The sequence below is a fragment of the Halomonas denitrificans genome, assembly GCA_019800895.1.
Lineage (GTDB): Bacteria > Pseudomonadota > Gammaproteobacteria > Xanthomonadales > Wenzhouxiangellaceae.
Genome location: JAHVKF010000003.1, coordinates 857,484 through 872,331 on the forward strand (window position 1 = coordinate 857,484; position 14,848 = coordinate 872,331).

The following is a 14,848-nucleotide window of genomic DNA, read 5'->3' on the forward strand; positions in this document are numbered from 1 at the left end:
CGGTCGATGGTGGCCGCCGTGAGCGAGCGCCTGGCCACAGTGCTCGACCAGGCCCGTGCGTGCACGCACTGCGCGGAGCACCTCCCGGCCGGTCCGCGGCCGATCGTCCAGGCCGACCCGGCGTCGCGGATCCTGATCGCCAGCCAGGCTCCCGGCCGGATCGCCCACGGGTCCGGCGTGCCGTTCCGGGACCCGAGCGGCAGGCGGCTTCGCGAGTGGATGGGACTGGACGACACGGCGTTCTACGATCCCCGCAACGTCGCGATCGTGCCGATGGGGTTCTGCTATCCCGGCAAGGCGCCGGGGCGGGCCGGCGGCGATGCGCCGCCGCGGCCGGAATGTGCGCCGCTGTGGCGGCAGCGGATCCTCGAACGCTTGACCGGTCTACGGCTCGTGCTGGTGATCGGTCGCCACGCCCAGCGCTGGCATCTCGGGCCGCGGGCCGCGAGCCCGATCGTCGACCTGGCGCGCGCATGGCTGGACGCTCCAGCCGCCGAGGTGCCGGACATCGTTCCGATGCCGCACCCGAGCCCGCGCAACAATCCCTGGCTGGTCCGTAATCCGTGGTTCGAAGAAGTCTTCGTTCCCCGGTTGCAGGCGCGGGTGCGCGAGGCGCTGGCGGGCGACGCCTGAGCGAGCGCCCGCGGCCGGGCGTGGCGACGCGCCGAGCCGCCTCAGTCGATCAGGTCGACCTGGAACGACGAGGTCGAGGACTGCAGGCCGAAGTGACCGTAGCCGAAGCTGTAGGTCGCGTCTTCCCCGGCGATGCGGGAACTGTGGAGGCCGCCGACGGTGCAGACGCCCGTGGCGCAGACGACCTGGTCGGACCAGGACTTGATCGAGAAGACCCGCGCGCCGAGCGGCTTGCCATCGAGCCAGTTCAGGAACGGACTGCCGACCGAGAGTCCCCAGTAGCCGCAGGTCGAGGTCCAGACGTTCCACGGGTAGCGGCCGCAGGACCACAGGCCGCGAAACGCCCCGGCGATGCCGACGAACGCATCGACCGATCCGTCGAGGCCGATTTCGGCGATCTGCCCGGCGGCGAGTGTCGCGCCCATCGAGTGGCCGAGCACGTCGATCCGCCCGGTGCAGGAGGCATCCAACGCGTCGGCAAGGGCCAGGCGGACCGGAGTCTCCTCGCTGCCCGAGTGATTGTTGCAGGCCGCGCAGGATGACCCCCAGGCTGGGCGAAAGATCTCCGAGGCGCTCCAGCCTCGTTGGAGGAGCCGGTCGACGGTGCCGTCCCAGTCCGATGGGCTGCCCGTATTGCCGTGGACCAGGACGACGGCGTCGCGGCAGGCCAAAGCCGGGCCGGCGCCGAGCGCGAAGACTGTCAGGAGTCCGAGAACGGTGAACCGGAATGCAGTGCGTGTCATGGTGGTCGCTCCCTCGATTGCCTCCAGCCACGGTGCATCGGGACGCGGACCGGGGGTAGTGGACCAAAGGGAAGGCCGATCGATTCCGCCGTGCAGCGGGGCCGCGCCGATGGATCGTGGACTCGAGTCTGCGCGCGGGTGCCGATGCTATAGTCCTGCGACGCTCCCCTGGATCGCGTGCGCATGGACTCGTCCCCGGACGCCGACTCCCGTCGCTCCACCGACGCGACCGTTCGCATCGAGTCGCTGGTCCGGTCTCTGCTCGACGAGCGCAATCCGACCTTCAGCCTGCGCCCCGAGGTGCTGGAGCTGCTTCAACACCTGGGCCGACTGACGGGCTACGTCCGCCCGGCCGACGAGCCGCTCGACGTCGGCGAGACGGCCACGACCCAGGGCCTGGCGATCTCGCCCGGCCACGCGGTGATCTGCGGCGAGGACGTCGCACGGACCGTCGTGTTCCTGCGCGGTGTGTCCGCGGCCCTCGACGCCGCCACTCGGGCGAAGCCGGGAGCCGTCGAGGTGTTGTACGCCGGCTGCGGACCCTACGCGCTGCTGCTCGTGCCGCTGCTGGCCGCTCGAAGCGACGTCGCGGTGCGGGCGACCCTGATCGACATCCACTCCGAGAGCATCGAACGTGTTCGCCACCTGCTGCGCATGCTCGATCTCGAAAATGCGGCCGTCCGGCTCGAGGTTGCCGACGCGGCCGACTACCGGATTGCCGCGGACCGAAGGCCGGACCTGATCGTGGCCGAAGTGATGCAGGCGGCACTGGGCAAGGAGCCGCAGGTGGCGGTGACCAGGAATCTAGTGCAGCAGGCGCCGGATGCGTTGCTCGTTCCCGAACAGGTCCGCATCGATGTCGTGCTGGTCGACCTGTCGAAGGAGTTCGACCTGAGCGGCGACGGCAGCGGGCCGGAACGGGACCGGATCGAACTCGGCACCGCGTTCCGGCTGGACCGGGATCGGGCGTTGGCCTGGGCCGGGGAGAAGGGGCCGGTTCTGGAAGGCCCGGTGCTGGAGGTTCCGGCCTGGCCCGGGGGGCGCTACGATGCGATGCTGTTCACGCGGATCCGGGCGTTCGGCGACCACCGGCTCGAGGCCTACGATTCCGGACTCACCTCGCCGCGGCCCCTGGCGCTGGACCGATGGCCGGTGGCGGGGGAGGGGCTGCGGTTCCGCTACCGGCTCGGCGCGCGGCCGGAGCTGCAGGCCGGCATCGTCCGCGCCACGCCGCCACCCGCTTGAACGCGGCGGCCGGTCCGGACCGGCAATCTGTTCGTCGAGTGGACCGCCGGCTCAGCGAGGGTCGTCGCGGCGGGCGTCGCGGCGGTTCATGAACTCGGCGAACACCAGGTACCAGCCGGCCAGTTCCAGCGTGACCGCGGCCGCGATCAGCGCGATGGCTCCCTGCGAGAAGCCGAAGAAATAGACCACCACGGCGGCGGACAGCAGCACGAGTGCACCCAGCATATGGTGCTTGCGCATGAATTCCATGTCTCGGTACCGGGACTCCCATTCCGGTGCCGCCGTGGCTGCGGGCGACCTCTCGACCTCCACGGTACCCCCGATCCGGCACTTCGTCCAGTGGCGTCAGGCGCCGAGCGCGGCGGCATGGTGACGCAGGTGGTCGTCGATGAAGGTCTGGATGAAGAAGTAGCCGTGGTCGTAGCCGGCGTGCCGGCGCAGCTGTAGCGCCTGGTTCGCCTCGGCGCATGCCGCCTCGAAGAGCTCGGGTTTCAGCTGTTCGGCCAGGAAGGGGTCCTCGAGGCCCTGGTCGATCAGCAGCGTACCGTCGAACGGGTGCTGCCGGACCAGGTTGCAGGCGTCGTAGCGCGGCCAGGCGTCCGGGTCGTCCCCGAGGTAGCGGGGCAGCGCCTTGTGGCCCCACGGCACCTGCGTCGGGGCGACGATCGGCGCGAACGCGGAGATCGAGCGATAGCGGTCGCGATTGCGCAGACCGATGACCAGGGCACCGTGGCCACCCATCGAATGGCCGAAGATGCCGCAGCGTCCGGGATCGACCGGGAATTCCTCTTCGATCAGCGCCGGCAGCTCCCGGGTGACGTAGCTGTACATGCGGAACCGTTCCGACCACGGCGCCTCGGTGGCGTCGAGATAGAAGCCCGCGCCCTCGCCGAAGTCCCAATCGTCGGTCGCGCCCTCGTAGCCGGTGTTTCGCGGCGACGTGTCGGGTGCCACCAGGACCAGTCCGAGCTCGGAGGCCAGGCGCTGCGCCCCGGCCTTGATCGGGAACACGTCCGGCCCGCAGGTCAATCCGGATAGGTAATAGAGCACCGGCAGGCGATCACCGACTTCGTGGGGCGGTACGTACACGGAGAACTGCATCTCGCCGCCGCATTCGCCGGACCGGTGACGGTAGACGCCCTGGCGTCCGCCGTGGCAGTGATGGAGTTGTTCGAGTTCGATCGGCATCGTCGGCGGCCTCCGCGCGGTCAGTCGTAGACAACCACGGAGCGGATCGATTCGCCGGCGTGCATCAGGTCGAAGCCGTCGTTGATCTTCTCCAGCGGAAGCGTATGGGTGATCAGGTCGTCGATGTTGATCCGGCCGTCCATGTACCAGTCGACGATCCGCGGTACATCGGTGCGGCCGCGGGCGCCGCCGAAGGCGCTGCCGCGCCAGTTGCGCCCCGTGACCAGCTGGAACGGGCGGGTCGCGATCTCTTCGCCGGCCCCGGCCACGCCGATGATCACCGACGTGCCCCAGCCCTTGTGGCAGCACTCCAGCGCCTGGCGCATGACCTGCACGTTGCCGATGCACTCGAAGCTGTAGTCCGCGCCGCCGCCGGTGAGGTGGACGAGGTAGGGCACCAGGTCGCCTTCGACGTCGCCGGGGTCGACGAAGTCGGTCATGCCGAACGCTTCGGCCAGCTCACGCCGGGCCGGATTGATGTCGACGCCGACGATCTGCGCCGCGCCGGCAAGGCGCGCGCCCTGGATGACGTTCAGGCCGATGCCGCCGAGGCCGAACACCACGACCCTGGCGCCCGGTTCGACCTTGGCGGTCCAGATCACCGCGCCGATTCCTGTGGTGACGCCGCAGCCGATGTAGCAGACCTTGTCGAAGGGCGCGTCCGGATGGATTTTCGCCAGCGCGATCTCCGGCAGCACCGTGTGGTTGGCGAAGGTCGAGGTGCCCATGTAGTGGTGCAGCGGCTCGCCGTTCAGGCTGAAGCGGCTGCTGCCGTCGGGCATCACGCCCTTGCCCTGGGTCTCGCGAATGGCCTGGCAGAGGTTGGTCCTGGGGTTGAGGCAGTAGTCGCACTCGCGGCATTCCGGCGTGTAGAGCGGAATGACGTGATCGCCCGGTGCGACCGAGCGGACGCCTTCGCCGACCTCGAGCACGACGCCGGCCCCCTCGTGGCCGAGAATGCTCGGGAACAGGCCTTCCGGGTCCTTGCCGGAGAGCGTGAAGGCATCCGTATGGCAAATCCCGGTGGCCTTGATTTCGACCAGGACTTCACCGGCGCGGGGGCCGGCCAGGTCGACGGTCTCCACGGAGAGCGGTTTGCCGGCCTCGAAGGCGACGGCGGCGCGGGTCTGCATCGGCGGGCTCCAGCGTGAACGGACCCCGATGATACCGGGGCGGTTCGGGCAGGTCGAAGCCGGCGAACCCTCCCGGGGCGGGAGGGTCGAGTGCGCAGACCGGATCAGGCGGCGTTGCGGTTGCCGTTCCGGTTTCCGTTGCGACCGCCGCTTCGCTTGCCGTCGTTCCTGCGCGACGAGTTCGCCCGTCCGCCGCCGTTGGCCGATCGCGGCGCACCGCGGCCCCGGGCGTTGCGATTGCCGGACGGTCCGCCCTGGCCGCGACCGCGGCCGCGGCCGCCACCGCCACCGCCGCCACGAGGCGACTTGGTCGAATGGTTCAGCGGTTCCGTCGGCGTGTAGCCCTCGATCGTCTCGGTCGGGATCTCGACCTTGACCAGCTTGCGCACGGCTTCGAACTTGCCGTGCTCGGCCCCGCAGACCAGCGAGACAGCCAGCCCGTCGCGGCCGGCCCGGCCCGTGCGGCCGATGCGGTGCACGTAGTCTTCCGGCACTTCGGGGATGTCGTAGTTGACCACGTGCGGCAGCTGTTCGATATCCAGGCCGCGCGCGGCGATGTCGGTGGCGACCAGGGCACGGATCCGGCCGGACTTGAACTCGCCGAGCGCACGGGTGCGCGCGCCCTGGCTCTTGTTGCCGTGGATCGCCGCGGCGCTGACGCCGTCGGATTCGAGCTGCTTGGCCAGGCGGTTGGCGCCGTGCTTGGTGCGGGTGAACACCAGCACCTGGCGCCAGTCGTTGCTGCCGATCATCCACGACAGGAGTTCGCGCTTCTTCGCCTGGTCGACCGGGATGGCCTTCTGCGCGATCGCCTCGACGGTGCTGTTCGGTGGAGCGGTCTCGATCCGCACCGGGTCCTGCAGGAACTGCTGGGCCAGCTGGGTGATCTCGCGCGAGAAGGTGGCCGAGAACAGCAGGGTCTGGCGCTGCTTCGGCAGGGCCTTGAGAATGCGCTGGATGGCCGGGAGGAAGCCCATGTCGAGCATCCGGTCGGCCTCGTCGAGGATCAGGACCTCGAGCCGGCCCAGGTCGATCGAGCGGCGCTGCATCAGGTCGATCAGGCGGCCCGGGGTGGCGATGAGCACGTCGACGCCTCGCTTGAGCTTGTCGATCTGCGGGTTGATGTTGACCCCGCCGAACACGACGGCGGAACTCAGCTTCAGGTCGCGACCGTAGTCCCGGACGTTGTCGTGGACCTGTGCGGCGAGTTCACGGGTCGGCGTCAGGACCAGCGCGCGCACCGGCCCGCGGGGGCGCGTGGACTCGGCGAGACGGTGCAGCGTGGGCAGCGCGAACGCGGCGGTCTTGCCGGTGCCGGTCTGGGCGCTGGCCATCACGTCGCGGCCTTCCAGGACCACGGGAATGGACTTGGCCTGGATCGGCGTGGCAGTTTCGTAGCCCTGGGCCTGGACGGCACGCAGGAGTTCGGCTCGAAGGCCGAGGGAATCGAAGTTCATGGAATCGTGTTCCTTGTGTACCAAGGCGAGCGGCCGCCGGTGTCGGCGGCAAGGGGCAAATCGGGGAGGGGCCTTGGTAGGAAATCACATCCGCGAAGCGCGCGCCGCTCGGATCGAACAGCGCGGTGCGCACACTACCACGTTTCAGCCGCCGGCGGCGATTTTCGCGTCGCGGCGGTCCAGCCGCTCGAGGCACTCGTCGCACCAGTCGACGATCGCCTGGTACTTGCTCAGGCCGAGCCGCAGCGTGAAGTGGCCGAACAGTTCGTCGTCGGGCAGGGCATCGGGGAAGCGCGGATCGCTCGACGACCAACCGCACTCGATCTGCACCAGTTCCTCGCGATGCCGGACGAAGGCCTCGCGGAGCCGCTGCATGAAGTCGCGCTGCTGCTCGGTCGGAAGATGCGCCAGGTAGCCGACCTGGGCCAGCCAGCTGAGCCGGTCCGAGTGGACCTCCGGACCCTCGGCCAGCCACGCGGTGAGTGCATCGGTGCCGGCGGGGGTGCGCCGGTAGACCTTGCGCGGCGGCCCCTTGTCGGAGGGTTCTTCCCGGCTCTCGAGCAGGCCGTCGGCCTCCATCCGTTTCAGCGTCGGATAGATCTGGGCCAGGTTCGCCGACCAGTAGTGCCGCTCGCGTTCTTCGAAGCGCCGCTTCAGGTCGTAGCCGCTGGCCGGGGTGGCCAGCAGACCGAGGAGGATGTTCGGCAGGCTCATGCCGGATGCGGATTCGATCGCGCGAACTTGGCGCGCTCGCGGCGCATCCAGATGCTGGTGGCCGGAATACCGATCGCCGCCGGCAGGACCCACGGAACCACCTGCCAGAGGCCGGGCAGGCTGTAGTCGGTGACGCGATTGATGCCGAACACGGCGAAGGCGGTGTGGAACGCGATGCCGCAGCCGAGCATGGCGTTGAGGTGTTCCAGCTTCCACAGGCCCGGCTCGTTGCGCTTGCCGGAAATGACCTGCAGCACCTGCATTCCGGTGGCGAAGCCGATCGGCGAGAGCGCCAGCAGCACGATCATGTTCGCGGGTCGCCAGTACAGCGCCCAGCCGATGACCACGACCGAGGAGAGGATTGCAGCCCAGCCGATGAACCGGCGATAGGGGGAATCCATGCCCGTGGCGTCGCGCTTGTGCTTCAGCACGGCGATGCCGTGGCTGAGGCTCACGCCGGTGACCAGCGCGAGGTAACCGAGGAAGATCAGGAAGGCCCAGCCCTCGCGGCTTTCGGAGAACGGTACGCCGCGCGCCATGGCGTCGAGGAAGTTCCCGACCACCGCGATGCCTGCCCCGGTCAGCACGACGATGGCGCACCAGCAAAAGATCTTGCCGGCGGAGCGATGCAGCGGGCCGCCCTTGCGCACGAAGACCGGGACCCAGAACGCGGCCAGGCCGATGAATCCGAACGTCATGTGAATCAGGCGGTTGAGATCGAGTGTGCTTTCCATGGTCGGCTCCCTTCGAGTGGTACGCGGAGGTATATAACATTAACTATAGTAAGCGTTATATACCTCCGTGGCCCGTCCGTCAAGCCCGGCGTTCGATCGCCGTCCGACTAGAATGCAGCCCATGGCGCTGAACGAGCTCTACCAGCAGGCGATCCTGGACCACAACCGGGCGCCGAAGAACCGACGTCCCCTGCCGGACGCGAGCCACCGTGCCCGCGGCCTCGATGCGCTGTGCGGCGACGACCTGGTGATCGAACTGGCGGTAGGCGAGGACGGTCGGATCCGTGCGGCGGGGTGGAGCGGCGAGGCCTGCGCGGTCACCACCGCATCGGCATCGATGCTGACCGAGTGGCTGCCCGGGCGGACCGTCGAAGAAGTTCGTAGTGCGGCCGAGCGCTTCGCCGGTTTGCTCGACGATCCGGCGGAGGCCGATGCTGAAGAGTTGAATGAAATCAACTATCTGCGATCAGTGTCTAAGTTTCCTTCGAGAAAGAGGAACGCCTGGCTCCCGTGGCAGACCGCCCTGGATGCGCTGGGCAGCGACGCGAGCGGCAGGGACGCCGGTCCGCGCTGACTAGCCGTCGATTGGCCGCAGGCGAAGCAGGCGTCCGGTGTCCGAGTCGGTCAGCACGTAGATCGATCCGTCCGTCCCGACCCGGACGTCGCGGAGGCGCTCGTCGAGTTCGCCGAGCATCCGGTGCTGATCGACCACGCGTTGCCCGTCCAGCTCGACCCGCCGCAGTTCCCGGCTGGCCAGCGCGACGATGAGCAGGTCGCCGTCCCATGCCGGAAACGCGTCGCCGCGATATACGGCCAACCCCGCCGGCGCGATCGACGGCGTCCAGACCAGGACCGGATCGACGAGTCCGGGGCGCGAGGAGTACGGCGAGATGGCTGCGCCGGAATAATCCACGCCGCGCGTGGCGACCGGCCAGCCGTAGTTGGCGCCCGCCTCGATGATGTTGACCTCGTCGCCGCCGCGCGGCCCGTGCTCGTGCTGCCACAGCACGCCGCGCTCGGCATCCCAGGCCAGGCCCTGGACGTTGCGATGACCGTAGCTCCAGATCTCCGGGCGCGCGTCGTCCCGCCCGACGAACGGGTTGTCGGTCGGAATCGAGCCGTCGGGTCGGAGTCGCACGAGGGTGCCGAGATGGCTGTCCAGACGTTGGCCTTCCTCGCGGTAATCGAAGCCGTCGCCGAGGCCGATGACCAGGCTGCCGTCCGGCAACCATGCCATCCGGCCGCCGTAGTGCACCGGCGTATCCTTTTCGGGGGCCGCGGTGAACAGGACTTCGAAATCGACCAGTTCCCGATCGAAGAGGCGGGCGCGCGCGACGCGGGTCGCGTTGGCGTCCGAGGTGCCGTGCGCGTAGGACAGGTAGACCAGCCCGTTGCGCTCGAAGTCGGGGTGGGGCAGCGCCTCGAACAGGCCGCCCTGGCTATTGGCGTAGACCGGCGGAACGCCCGCGACGGGTTCGTCGACGAGGACGCCGTTGTCGATCATGCGTAGCGCGCCGGTGCGCTCGGTCACCAGCATCCGACCGTCCGGCAGGATCGCCAGCGCCCACGGCCAGTCCAGTCCGTCGACCACGGTTTCGATCTGGTAGTCTCGCGCCATGGCCACGCTCGGCCCGGCCGTCATCATGGCCGTCGCCAGCCCGGCAAGGAGCATCAGGATGAGCAGTCGTCGCAACGTGGTCATGGGTTCCGGCTCCGGTTCGCGGTGGCGCGTCGAGCATAGCAGCGGAGCGGCGGCATGAAGCGCGTGCTGGCCTGGGCGCTGGCCGTTGTGACCGCCGCGATCGGGGGCACGGCGGTCCAGGTCCACCTCAATGCGTCGGCCATCGCCGCGCTCGGCGTCTCCGTGCCGGTCGGCGAGCGTGGTTCGATGCTCGGCCACGACCTGCTGCACTTCGCACCGACCTACAGCGCCCTGGTCGCGGCGGCCTTCCTGGTGGCCTGGCCGGTGACCGGGGCACTGGCGCGCTGGCGTCCGCGGTGGCGCCGCCTGCTCTTTCCCGTCGCCGGCTTCGCGGCGCTGGCCACGATGCTCTGGATGATGGAGCTGGCCTTGCCGGTCACCGCGATCGCTGCCGCGCGCACCATGCCGGGCGCGCTTGCGCTGTGCCTGGCCGGTGCGCTGGGCGGCCTCGTCTACGTCGGCTGGACCTCTGCTCAGAAGTCCTCGTCGGCGTAACCCCGCTCGATCAGCCAGTCCCGGTCCGTGCCCTCGTTGACGTTCTCGAACAGCGGCGTCGACAGGTAGCGCTCGCCCGTATCCGCGACCACCGCGACCAGCGTCGAGCCTTCCGGCGCCGTTTCCGCCACCTTGACCATGGCGGCCACCGCGCCGCCGCCGGAAATGCCGGTGAAGATGCCTTCCTCGCGCGCCATGCGCTGGGCCATTTCGATCGCTTCCTCGTCGGTGACCGGCTCGATGCGGTCGGCGATCGTTCGATCGAGGATTTCGGGGATGAAGTCCGGCGTCCAGCCCTGGATCTTGTGCGGTGTCCATTCCTTGCCCGAGAGCAGTGCCGCGCCGGCGGGCTCGGTGGCGACGATCTGCAGCTCCGGACGAGCCTGCTTCAGGACCTTGCCGGCGCCGGTCATCGTGCCGCCGGTGCCCCAGGCGGTGACCACGTAATCGAGGCGACGGCTGGCGAAGTCGCGGAGGATTTCCGGCCCCGTCGTGCTGGCGTGGTAGGCGGGGTTGGCCTCGTTCTCGAACTGGCGGGCGAGGAACCAGCCGTTGCGCTCGGCCAGTTCGGCGGCCCGGCGGACCATGCCCGAGCCCTTTTCCTCCTTCGGGGTCAGGATCACCCTGGCGCCGAGCGCGCGCATCAGCTTGCGGCGCTCGATGGAGAAGGTCTCGACCATCAGCGCCACGAACGGATACCCCTTCGCCGCACAGACCATGGCCAGGGCGATGCCGGTATTGCCCGACGTCGCTTCGATCACGGTCTGGCCGGGCTTCAGCGTACCGCGCCGCTCGGCGTCCTCGATGATGCCGATCGCCAGCCGGTCCTTGACCGACGACATGGGATTGAAGAACTCCAGCTTCGCGAACAGGTCCACCTTCTTGTTCGAATTCTTCGGACCGATGCGGTTGAGCCGGACGATCGGGGTATGACCGATCGTGGTCAGGATGTTGTCGTGGATCACGGTGGTTCCTCGCAAGGTGGACTCGACGGATCTCCGAGTCTAGCGCCGTGGATTTCCGAGCGGCGTGACGTCGGGATGCCATGGAGGGGACCGGCAGGAGCGGTCGAATCGTGCAGCGACTGAGGTCGCCGGATGAAACGAAGCCCCGTCTGTAGGAGTGAGCTTGCGAGCGAATCGTCAGGGGCCTGTCGCGTTCCTCGCCCCGTTCACCGATATCACCGGTATACCAACTCCACCGCTTCCACCGCCTCCAGCCCCGCGATCGCCGCAAGCAGCTCGGTGCAGGGCCGGACCCGCCACGCGGCGCCGAGCTTCAGGGTCGCCTCGGCGCGCCCGTTGCCGAACTGCACGATGACCGGAATGTCGCCCGGACGATATGGCCGGAGTGCGGCGGCGAGGTCGTGGTGGACGCTGTCCGGCGGGGCGTCCGGGCGCAGGCGGAGCTGGACGTGGCGCGCGAAGCGCTCGCGCGCCTGGTCGAGGGTGAAGACCTGCTCGGCGATCATCCGGTAGCCGCCGTTGAAGTCGTCGATATCGACCTTGCCGCTGACCACCACCACCTCGTCGGCGACCAGCACATCGCCGCTCTCGGACATCACCCGATCGAAGACCGCCACTTCCATCCGTGCGCTGCCGTCGTCGATCGCCGCGAACACGCCCTTGCCGGGCCGTCGACGCAGCGCCACGACCAGGCCCGCCAGGGTCATCGGCGTGCCCTGGTTGCGGCCGCGCCGGCGGCCGTCGCCGTTGCTGCCCGGCGGTGGCTGCTGCCCGCCCAGCTTGTCCGCCACGTCGCCGAGCCGGCAGCTGACGAAGCCGCCGATCTCGTCGGCCAGGTCGTCCATCGGGTGGCCCGTCAGGTAGAGCCCCAGGGTCTCGCGCTCGGCGCGCAGGCGCTGGCGGGCGTTCCAGGGCCGCACGTCGGGCAGCGGCGGCTCGTCGTCGGGACCGGGCGCATCGCCGCCGCCGGCCCCTCCACCGAACAGGCTGGCCTGGCCGGCGGCCGAATCGGCCTGGTGCCGCTCGGCGGCGGCCCAGGCATCGGGCAGCGCCTGCATCAGCGCCGCGCGATTGTCGCTGATGCTCTCCAGCACGCCGGCGCGGATCAGCGTCTCCATCGTGCGCTTGTTGAGCTTGCCGAGGTCGAGCTCGCGCAGGAGCCCGCCGAGCGACTCGAACGGGCCCGTGCGCTCGCGCACCGCGACGATGTTCTCGATCGCGCCCTCGCCGACGCCCTTGACCGCGCCTAGGCCGTAGCGGATCCGGCCGTCCTCGACCTCGAAGCGGTAGACCGAGGCATTGATGTCCGGCGGCAGGATCTCGAGGCCCATCGCCCGGCAGTCCTCGATCAGGTTGGCCACCTTGTCGGTCTTGTCCATGTCGGCCGACAGCACCGCGGCCATGAACTCGGCCGGGTAGTGGGCCTTCAGCCAGGCCGTGTGGTACGCGACCAGCGCGTAGGCGACCGAGTGGGACTTGTTGAAGCCGTAGCCGGCGAAGGTCTCGATCAGGTCGAAGAGGTGGCCCGCATCGTTGGCGTCGACCCCGTTCTCGGCCGCCCCCGCGCAGAAGATCTCGCGCTGCTTGGCCATCAGGTCGCGGTCCTTCTTGCCCATCGCGCGGCGCAGCAGGTCGGCGCCGCCGAGCGTGTAGCCGGCCACGACCTGGGCGATCTGCATGACCTGCTCCTGGTACAGGATCACGCCGTAGGTCGGCGCGAGGATCGGCTCGGTCATCGGGTGCGGGTACTTGACCGTGGCCCGGCCGTGCTTGCGCTCGACGTAGTCGTCGACCATTCCGGCGTCCAGCGGGCCGGGGCGGAACAGGGCGACGGCGGCGACGATGTCGTCGAAGCTGTCGGGGACCAGCTTGCGGAGCAGGTCCTTCATGCCGCGCGACTCGAGCTGGAACACCGCCGTGGTGTGCGCCTTCTGCAGCAGGCGGAAGGTCTCGTCGTCTTCCAGCGGCAGCGCTTCGAGGTCGATCGGGTCTTCGCCGGCCTGGCGCCGCGCGCGGTTCACGGACTTCATCGCCCAGTCGATGATCGTCAGGTTCCTCAGGCCGAGGAAGTCGAACTTCACCAGGCCGACGGCCTCGACGTCGTTCTTGTCGAACTGGGTCACCACCGAGCCCGAGCGCGGGTCGGTGTAGAGCGGGGTGAAGTCGGTCAGCGGACCGGGCGCGATGACCACGCCCCCGGCGTGCTTGCCGGCGTTGCGGGCCACTCCTTCGAGCTGCATGGCCAGGTCCAGGATGCTGCGCGTGTCGTCTTCGCGCTCGAAGCGCTGCTTCAGCTCCGGCTCCTGCTCCAGTGCCTTGGCCAGCGTCATGTTCAGGTCCGGCGGAATGAGCTTGGCGATCGAGTCGACGAAGCCGTAGTTGTAGCCGAGCACCCGGCCGCAGTCGCGCACCGCCGCCTTGGCGGCCAGCGTGCCGTAGGTGATGATCTGGCTGACCCGGTCGCGGCCGTAATGATCGGCCACGTAGTCGATGACCCGGTCGCGGCCGGCCACGCAGAAGTCGATGTCGAAGTCGGGCATCGACACGCGCTCGGGGTTCAGGAAGCGCTCGAACAGCAGGTCGTAGCGCAGCGGGTCCGGGTCCGTGATGCCGATGCACCAGGCGACCAGCGAGCCGGCGCCGGAACCGCGACCGGGCCCGACCGGCACGTCGTTGTTGCGTGCCCAGGCGATGAAGTCGGCAACGATCAGGAAGTAGCCGGAAAACCCCATCTTGATGATGACCGCCAGCTCCCGCTCCACCCGGTCCCGGTAGTCCTGCTCCTCGTAGCCCGGCGCGATGCCGTGGGTCGCAAGGCGGCGCTCCAGGCCCTCGAAACTCTTGCGGCGCAGGTAGTCGTCGGCCGTGTCGCCGTCCGGCAGCGGGAAGGCGGGCAGGGCGTACTCGCCCAGGGTCAGCTCGAGGTTCAGGCGCCTGGCCAGCTCGACGGAGTTCTCCAGCGCCACCGGCAGGTCGGCGAAGACCTCGGCCATTGCCTCCGGCGACTTGAGGCACTGCGCCTCGACGTAGTCGCGCGGCCGGTGCTTGTCGTCGAGCAGCCGGCTCTGATGGATGCACACCCGGGCCTCGTGGGCCAGGTACTCGTCGGGCTGGGCGAAGCGGACGTCGTTCGTCGCGACCACGGGCACGTCGGCCTCGATCGCCGCGGCCAGCAGCCCGCCCTCGACCTCGCGCTCGCCGGCGCGCCCGGTCCGGGTCAGTTCGATGTAGACCCGGTCCGGGAAGCGCCGGGTCCAGGCGTCCAGGCGCCGGTGCGCCTCGTTGGGGTGGCCCGCAGAGAGCGCCTGGCCGACGTCGCCGGCCCAGCCGGTCAGGGCGATCAGGCCCTCGCAGGCCTCGGGCGTGAGCCAGTCCTCGTGGACCCGCGGCTGGCCCTCGTGGCGGCCCTCGACGAAGCTCTTCGAGATCAGCCGGCACAGGTTCAGGTAGCCGGTCCGGTCGGCGACCAGCAGCGTCGCCACGTGGGGCTCGGGCCGGCTCGACGAGGCGATCCGCACGTCGGCGCCGACCAGCGGCTTGATCCCGGCCTTGTGCGCCTCGCGGTAGAACTTGACCAGGCCGAACAGGTTGTGCCAGTCCGTGATCGCGATCGCCGGCATCCCCAGCTCGCGGGCGCGCCGGACCAGCTCGGCCGGCTTCGACAGGCCGTCCTCGAGGCTGTACTGGGAGTGGACGCGGAGGTGGACGAAGGTCGCCGGGGCCGGCTCGACCCGCGCATCGTCGGCGGCGGAGGGCGCAGGGATCGATGCGGGGTCGGCGGACATGGATTCGATTATAGGGAAGGGTGGAGCGAGGGGCGGGGCGGTGGACGGGTCGAG

General features: G+C 69.5%; 14 protein-coding genes. 4 read left to right on the plus strand and 10 right to left on the minus strand.

The genetic code is table 11. From position 1 onward, the window contains the following. Positions 1-6: 6 nt before the first annotated feature. A complete protein-coding gene (locus tag KUV67_12405) occupies positions 7-633 on the plus strand; it encodes a uracil-DNA glycosylase family protein (GenBank protein MBY6205687.1) in 627 nt (208 codons plus the stop codon). 41 nt (positions 634-674) lie between these two features. On the opposite strand, the gene KUV67_12410 is transcribed toward KUV67_12405, so the two are convergent. Then, positions 675-1,376: an alpha/beta fold hydrolase gene (locus KUV67_12410; GenBank protein MBY6205688.1), complete on the minus strand. Its 702-nt coding sequence runs from the start codon at positions 1,374-1,376 to the stop codon at positions 675-677. A gap of 183 nt (positions 1,377-1,559) precedes the next feature. Here KUV67_12410 and KUV67_12415 point away from each other — a divergent pair, with 183 nt between their 5' ends. Continuing rightward, positions 1,560-2,621, plus strand: coding sequence for a hypothetical protein (locus tag KUV67_12415; GenBank protein MBY6205689.1), 1,062 nt, complete (start codon positions 1,560-1,562; stop codon positions 2,619-2,621). 51 nt (positions 2,622-2,672) lie between these two features. Here the strand turns inward: KUV67_12415 and KUV67_12420 are convergent, their stop codons facing one another. The 6 genes from KUV67_12420 to KUV67_12445 form a co-directional block, all read right to left on the minus strand. Then, positions 2,673-2,861 carry a hypothetical protein gene (locus tag KUV67_12420; GenBank protein MBY6205690.1) on the minus strand — a complete coding sequence of 63 codons (189 nt, stop codon included), beginning with the start codon at positions 2,859-2,861 and terminating at the stop codon, positions 2,673-2,675. Positions 2,862-2,966: 105 nt separating this feature from the next. After that, complete coding sequence (gene fghA / locus KUV67_12425; protein MBY6205691.1) at positions 2,967-3,803, minus strand: S-formylglutathione hydrolase; 837 nt, start codon at positions 3,801-3,803, stop codon at positions 2,967-2,969. 26 nt (positions 3,804-3,829) lie between these two features. Beyond that, positions 3,830-4,942: an S-(hydroxymethyl)glutathione dehydrogenase/class III alcohol dehydrogenase gene (locus KUV67_12430; protein ID MBY6205692.1), complete on the minus strand. Its 1,113-nt coding sequence runs from the start codon at positions 4,940-4,942 to the stop codon at positions 3,830-3,832. A gap of 104 nt (positions 4,943-5,046) precedes the next feature. Next, entirely contained in the window at positions 5,047-6,399 is a 1,353-nt protein-coding gene (locus KUV67_12435) for a DEAD/DEAH box helicase (protein ID MBY6205693.1), read from the minus strand. Positions 6,400-6,543: 144 nt separating this feature from the next. Beyond that, entirely contained in the window at positions 6,544-7,113 is a 570-nt protein-coding gene (locus tag KUV67_12440; protein ID MBY6205694.1) for a PadR family transcriptional regulator, read from the minus strand. Continuing rightward, positions 7,110-7,847: a hypothetical protein gene (locus KUV67_12445; GenBank protein MBY6205695.1), complete on the minus strand. Its 738-nt coding sequence runs from the start codon at positions 7,845-7,847 to the stop codon at positions 7,110-7,112. The genes KUV67_12440 and KUV67_12445 overlap by 4 nt, the downstream gene beginning before the upstream one ends. Before the next feature lie 121 nt (positions 7,848-7,968). Here KUV67_12445 and KUV67_12450 point away from each other — a divergent pair, with 121 nt between their 5' ends. Further along, a complete protein-coding gene (locus KUV67_12450) occupies positions 7,969-8,421 on the plus strand; it encodes an SUF system NifU family Fe-S cluster assembly protein (GenBank protein ID MBY6205696.1) in 453 nt (150 codons plus the stop codon). On the opposite strand, the gene KUV67_12455 is transcribed toward KUV67_12450, so the two are convergent. Continuing rightward, positions 8,422-9,519, minus strand: a complete 1,098-nt coding sequence (locus KUV67_12455; protein ID MBY6205697.1) for a PQQ-dependent sugar dehydrogenase — start codon at positions 9,517-9,519, stop codon at positions 8,422-8,424. It abuts the gene before it with no gap. 84 nt (positions 9,520-9,603) lie between these two features. Between KUV67_12455 and KUV67_12460 the strand changes: the two genes are divergently transcribed. Beyond that, positions 9,604-10,044 carry a hypothetical protein gene (locus KUV67_12460; GenBank protein ID MBY6205698.1) on the plus strand — a complete coding sequence of 147 codons (441 nt, stop codon included), beginning with the start codon at positions 9,604-9,606 and terminating at the stop codon, positions 10,042-10,044. Here the strand turns inward: KUV67_12460 and cysK are convergent. Together cysK and dnaE are read right to left on the minus strand one after the other, a co-directional pair. Beyond that, positions 10,023-11,009, minus strand: coding sequence for a cysteine synthase A (cysK, locus tag KUV67_12465; protein ID MBY6205699.1), 987 nt, complete (start codon positions 11,007-11,009; stop codon positions 10,023-10,025). The two genes, KUV67_12460 and cysK, sit on opposite strands and share 22 nt — an antisense overlap. Before the next feature lie 215 nt (positions 11,010-11,224). After that, positions 11,225-14,794 carry a DNA polymerase III subunit alpha gene (gene dnaE / locus KUV67_12470; protein ID MBY6205700.1) on the minus strand — a complete coding sequence of 1,190 codons (3,570 nt, stop codon included), beginning with the start codon at positions 14,792-14,794 and terminating at the stop codon, positions 11,225-11,227. Positions 14,795-14,848: the final 54 nt, after the last annotated feature.

Bases quoted from the DNA above. Each gene is read 5' to 3' on its own strand.
- KUV67_12445 (MBY6205695.1), bottom strand. From the start codon at position 7,847: ATGGAAAGCACACTCGATCTCAACCGCCTGATTCACATGACGTTCGGA.
- KUV67_12405 (MBY6205687.1), top strand. From the start codon at position 7: ATGGTGGCCGCCGTGAGCGAGCGCCTGGCCACAGTGCTCGACCAGGCC.
- KUV67_12440 (MBY6205694.1), bottom strand. From the start codon at position 7,113: ATGAGCCTGCCGAACATCCTCCTCGGTCTGCTGGCCACCCCGGCCAGC.
- KUV67_12435 (MBY6205693.1), bottom strand. From the start codon at position 6,399: ATGAACTTCGATTCCCTCGGCCTTCGAGCCGAACTCCTGCGTGCCGTC.
- KUV67_12410 (MBY6205688.1), bottom strand. From the start codon at position 1,376: ATGACACGCACTGCATTCCGGTTCACCGTTCTCGGACTCCTGACAGTC.
- KUV67_12455 (MBY6205697.1), bottom strand. From the start codon at position 9,519: ATGCTCCTTGCCGGGCTGGCGACGGCCATGATGACGGCCGGGCCGAGC.
- dnaE (MBY6205700.1), bottom strand. From the start codon at position 14,794: ATGTCCGCCGACCCCGCATCGATCCCTGCGCCCTCCGCCGCCGACGAT.
- KUV67_12430 (MBY6205692.1), bottom strand. From the start codon at position 4,942: ATGCAGACCCGCGCCGCCGTCGCCTTCGAGGCCGGCAAACCGCTCTCC.
- KUV67_12460 (MBY6205698.1), top strand. From the start codon at position 9,604: ATGAAGCGCGTGCTGGCCTGGGCGCTGGCCGTTGTGACCGCCGCGATC.
- KUV67_12420 (MBY6205690.1), bottom strand. From the start codon at position 2,861: ATGCGCAAGCACCATATGCTGGGTGCACTCGTGCTGCTGTCCGCCGCC.
- KUV67_12450 (MBY6205696.1), top strand. From the start codon at position 7,969: ATGGCGCTGAACGAGCTCTACCAGCAGGCGATCCTGGACCACAACCGG.
- KUV67_12415 (MBY6205689.1), top strand. From the start codon at position 1,560: ATGGACTCGTCCCCGGACGCCGACTCCCGTCGCTCCACCGACGCGACC.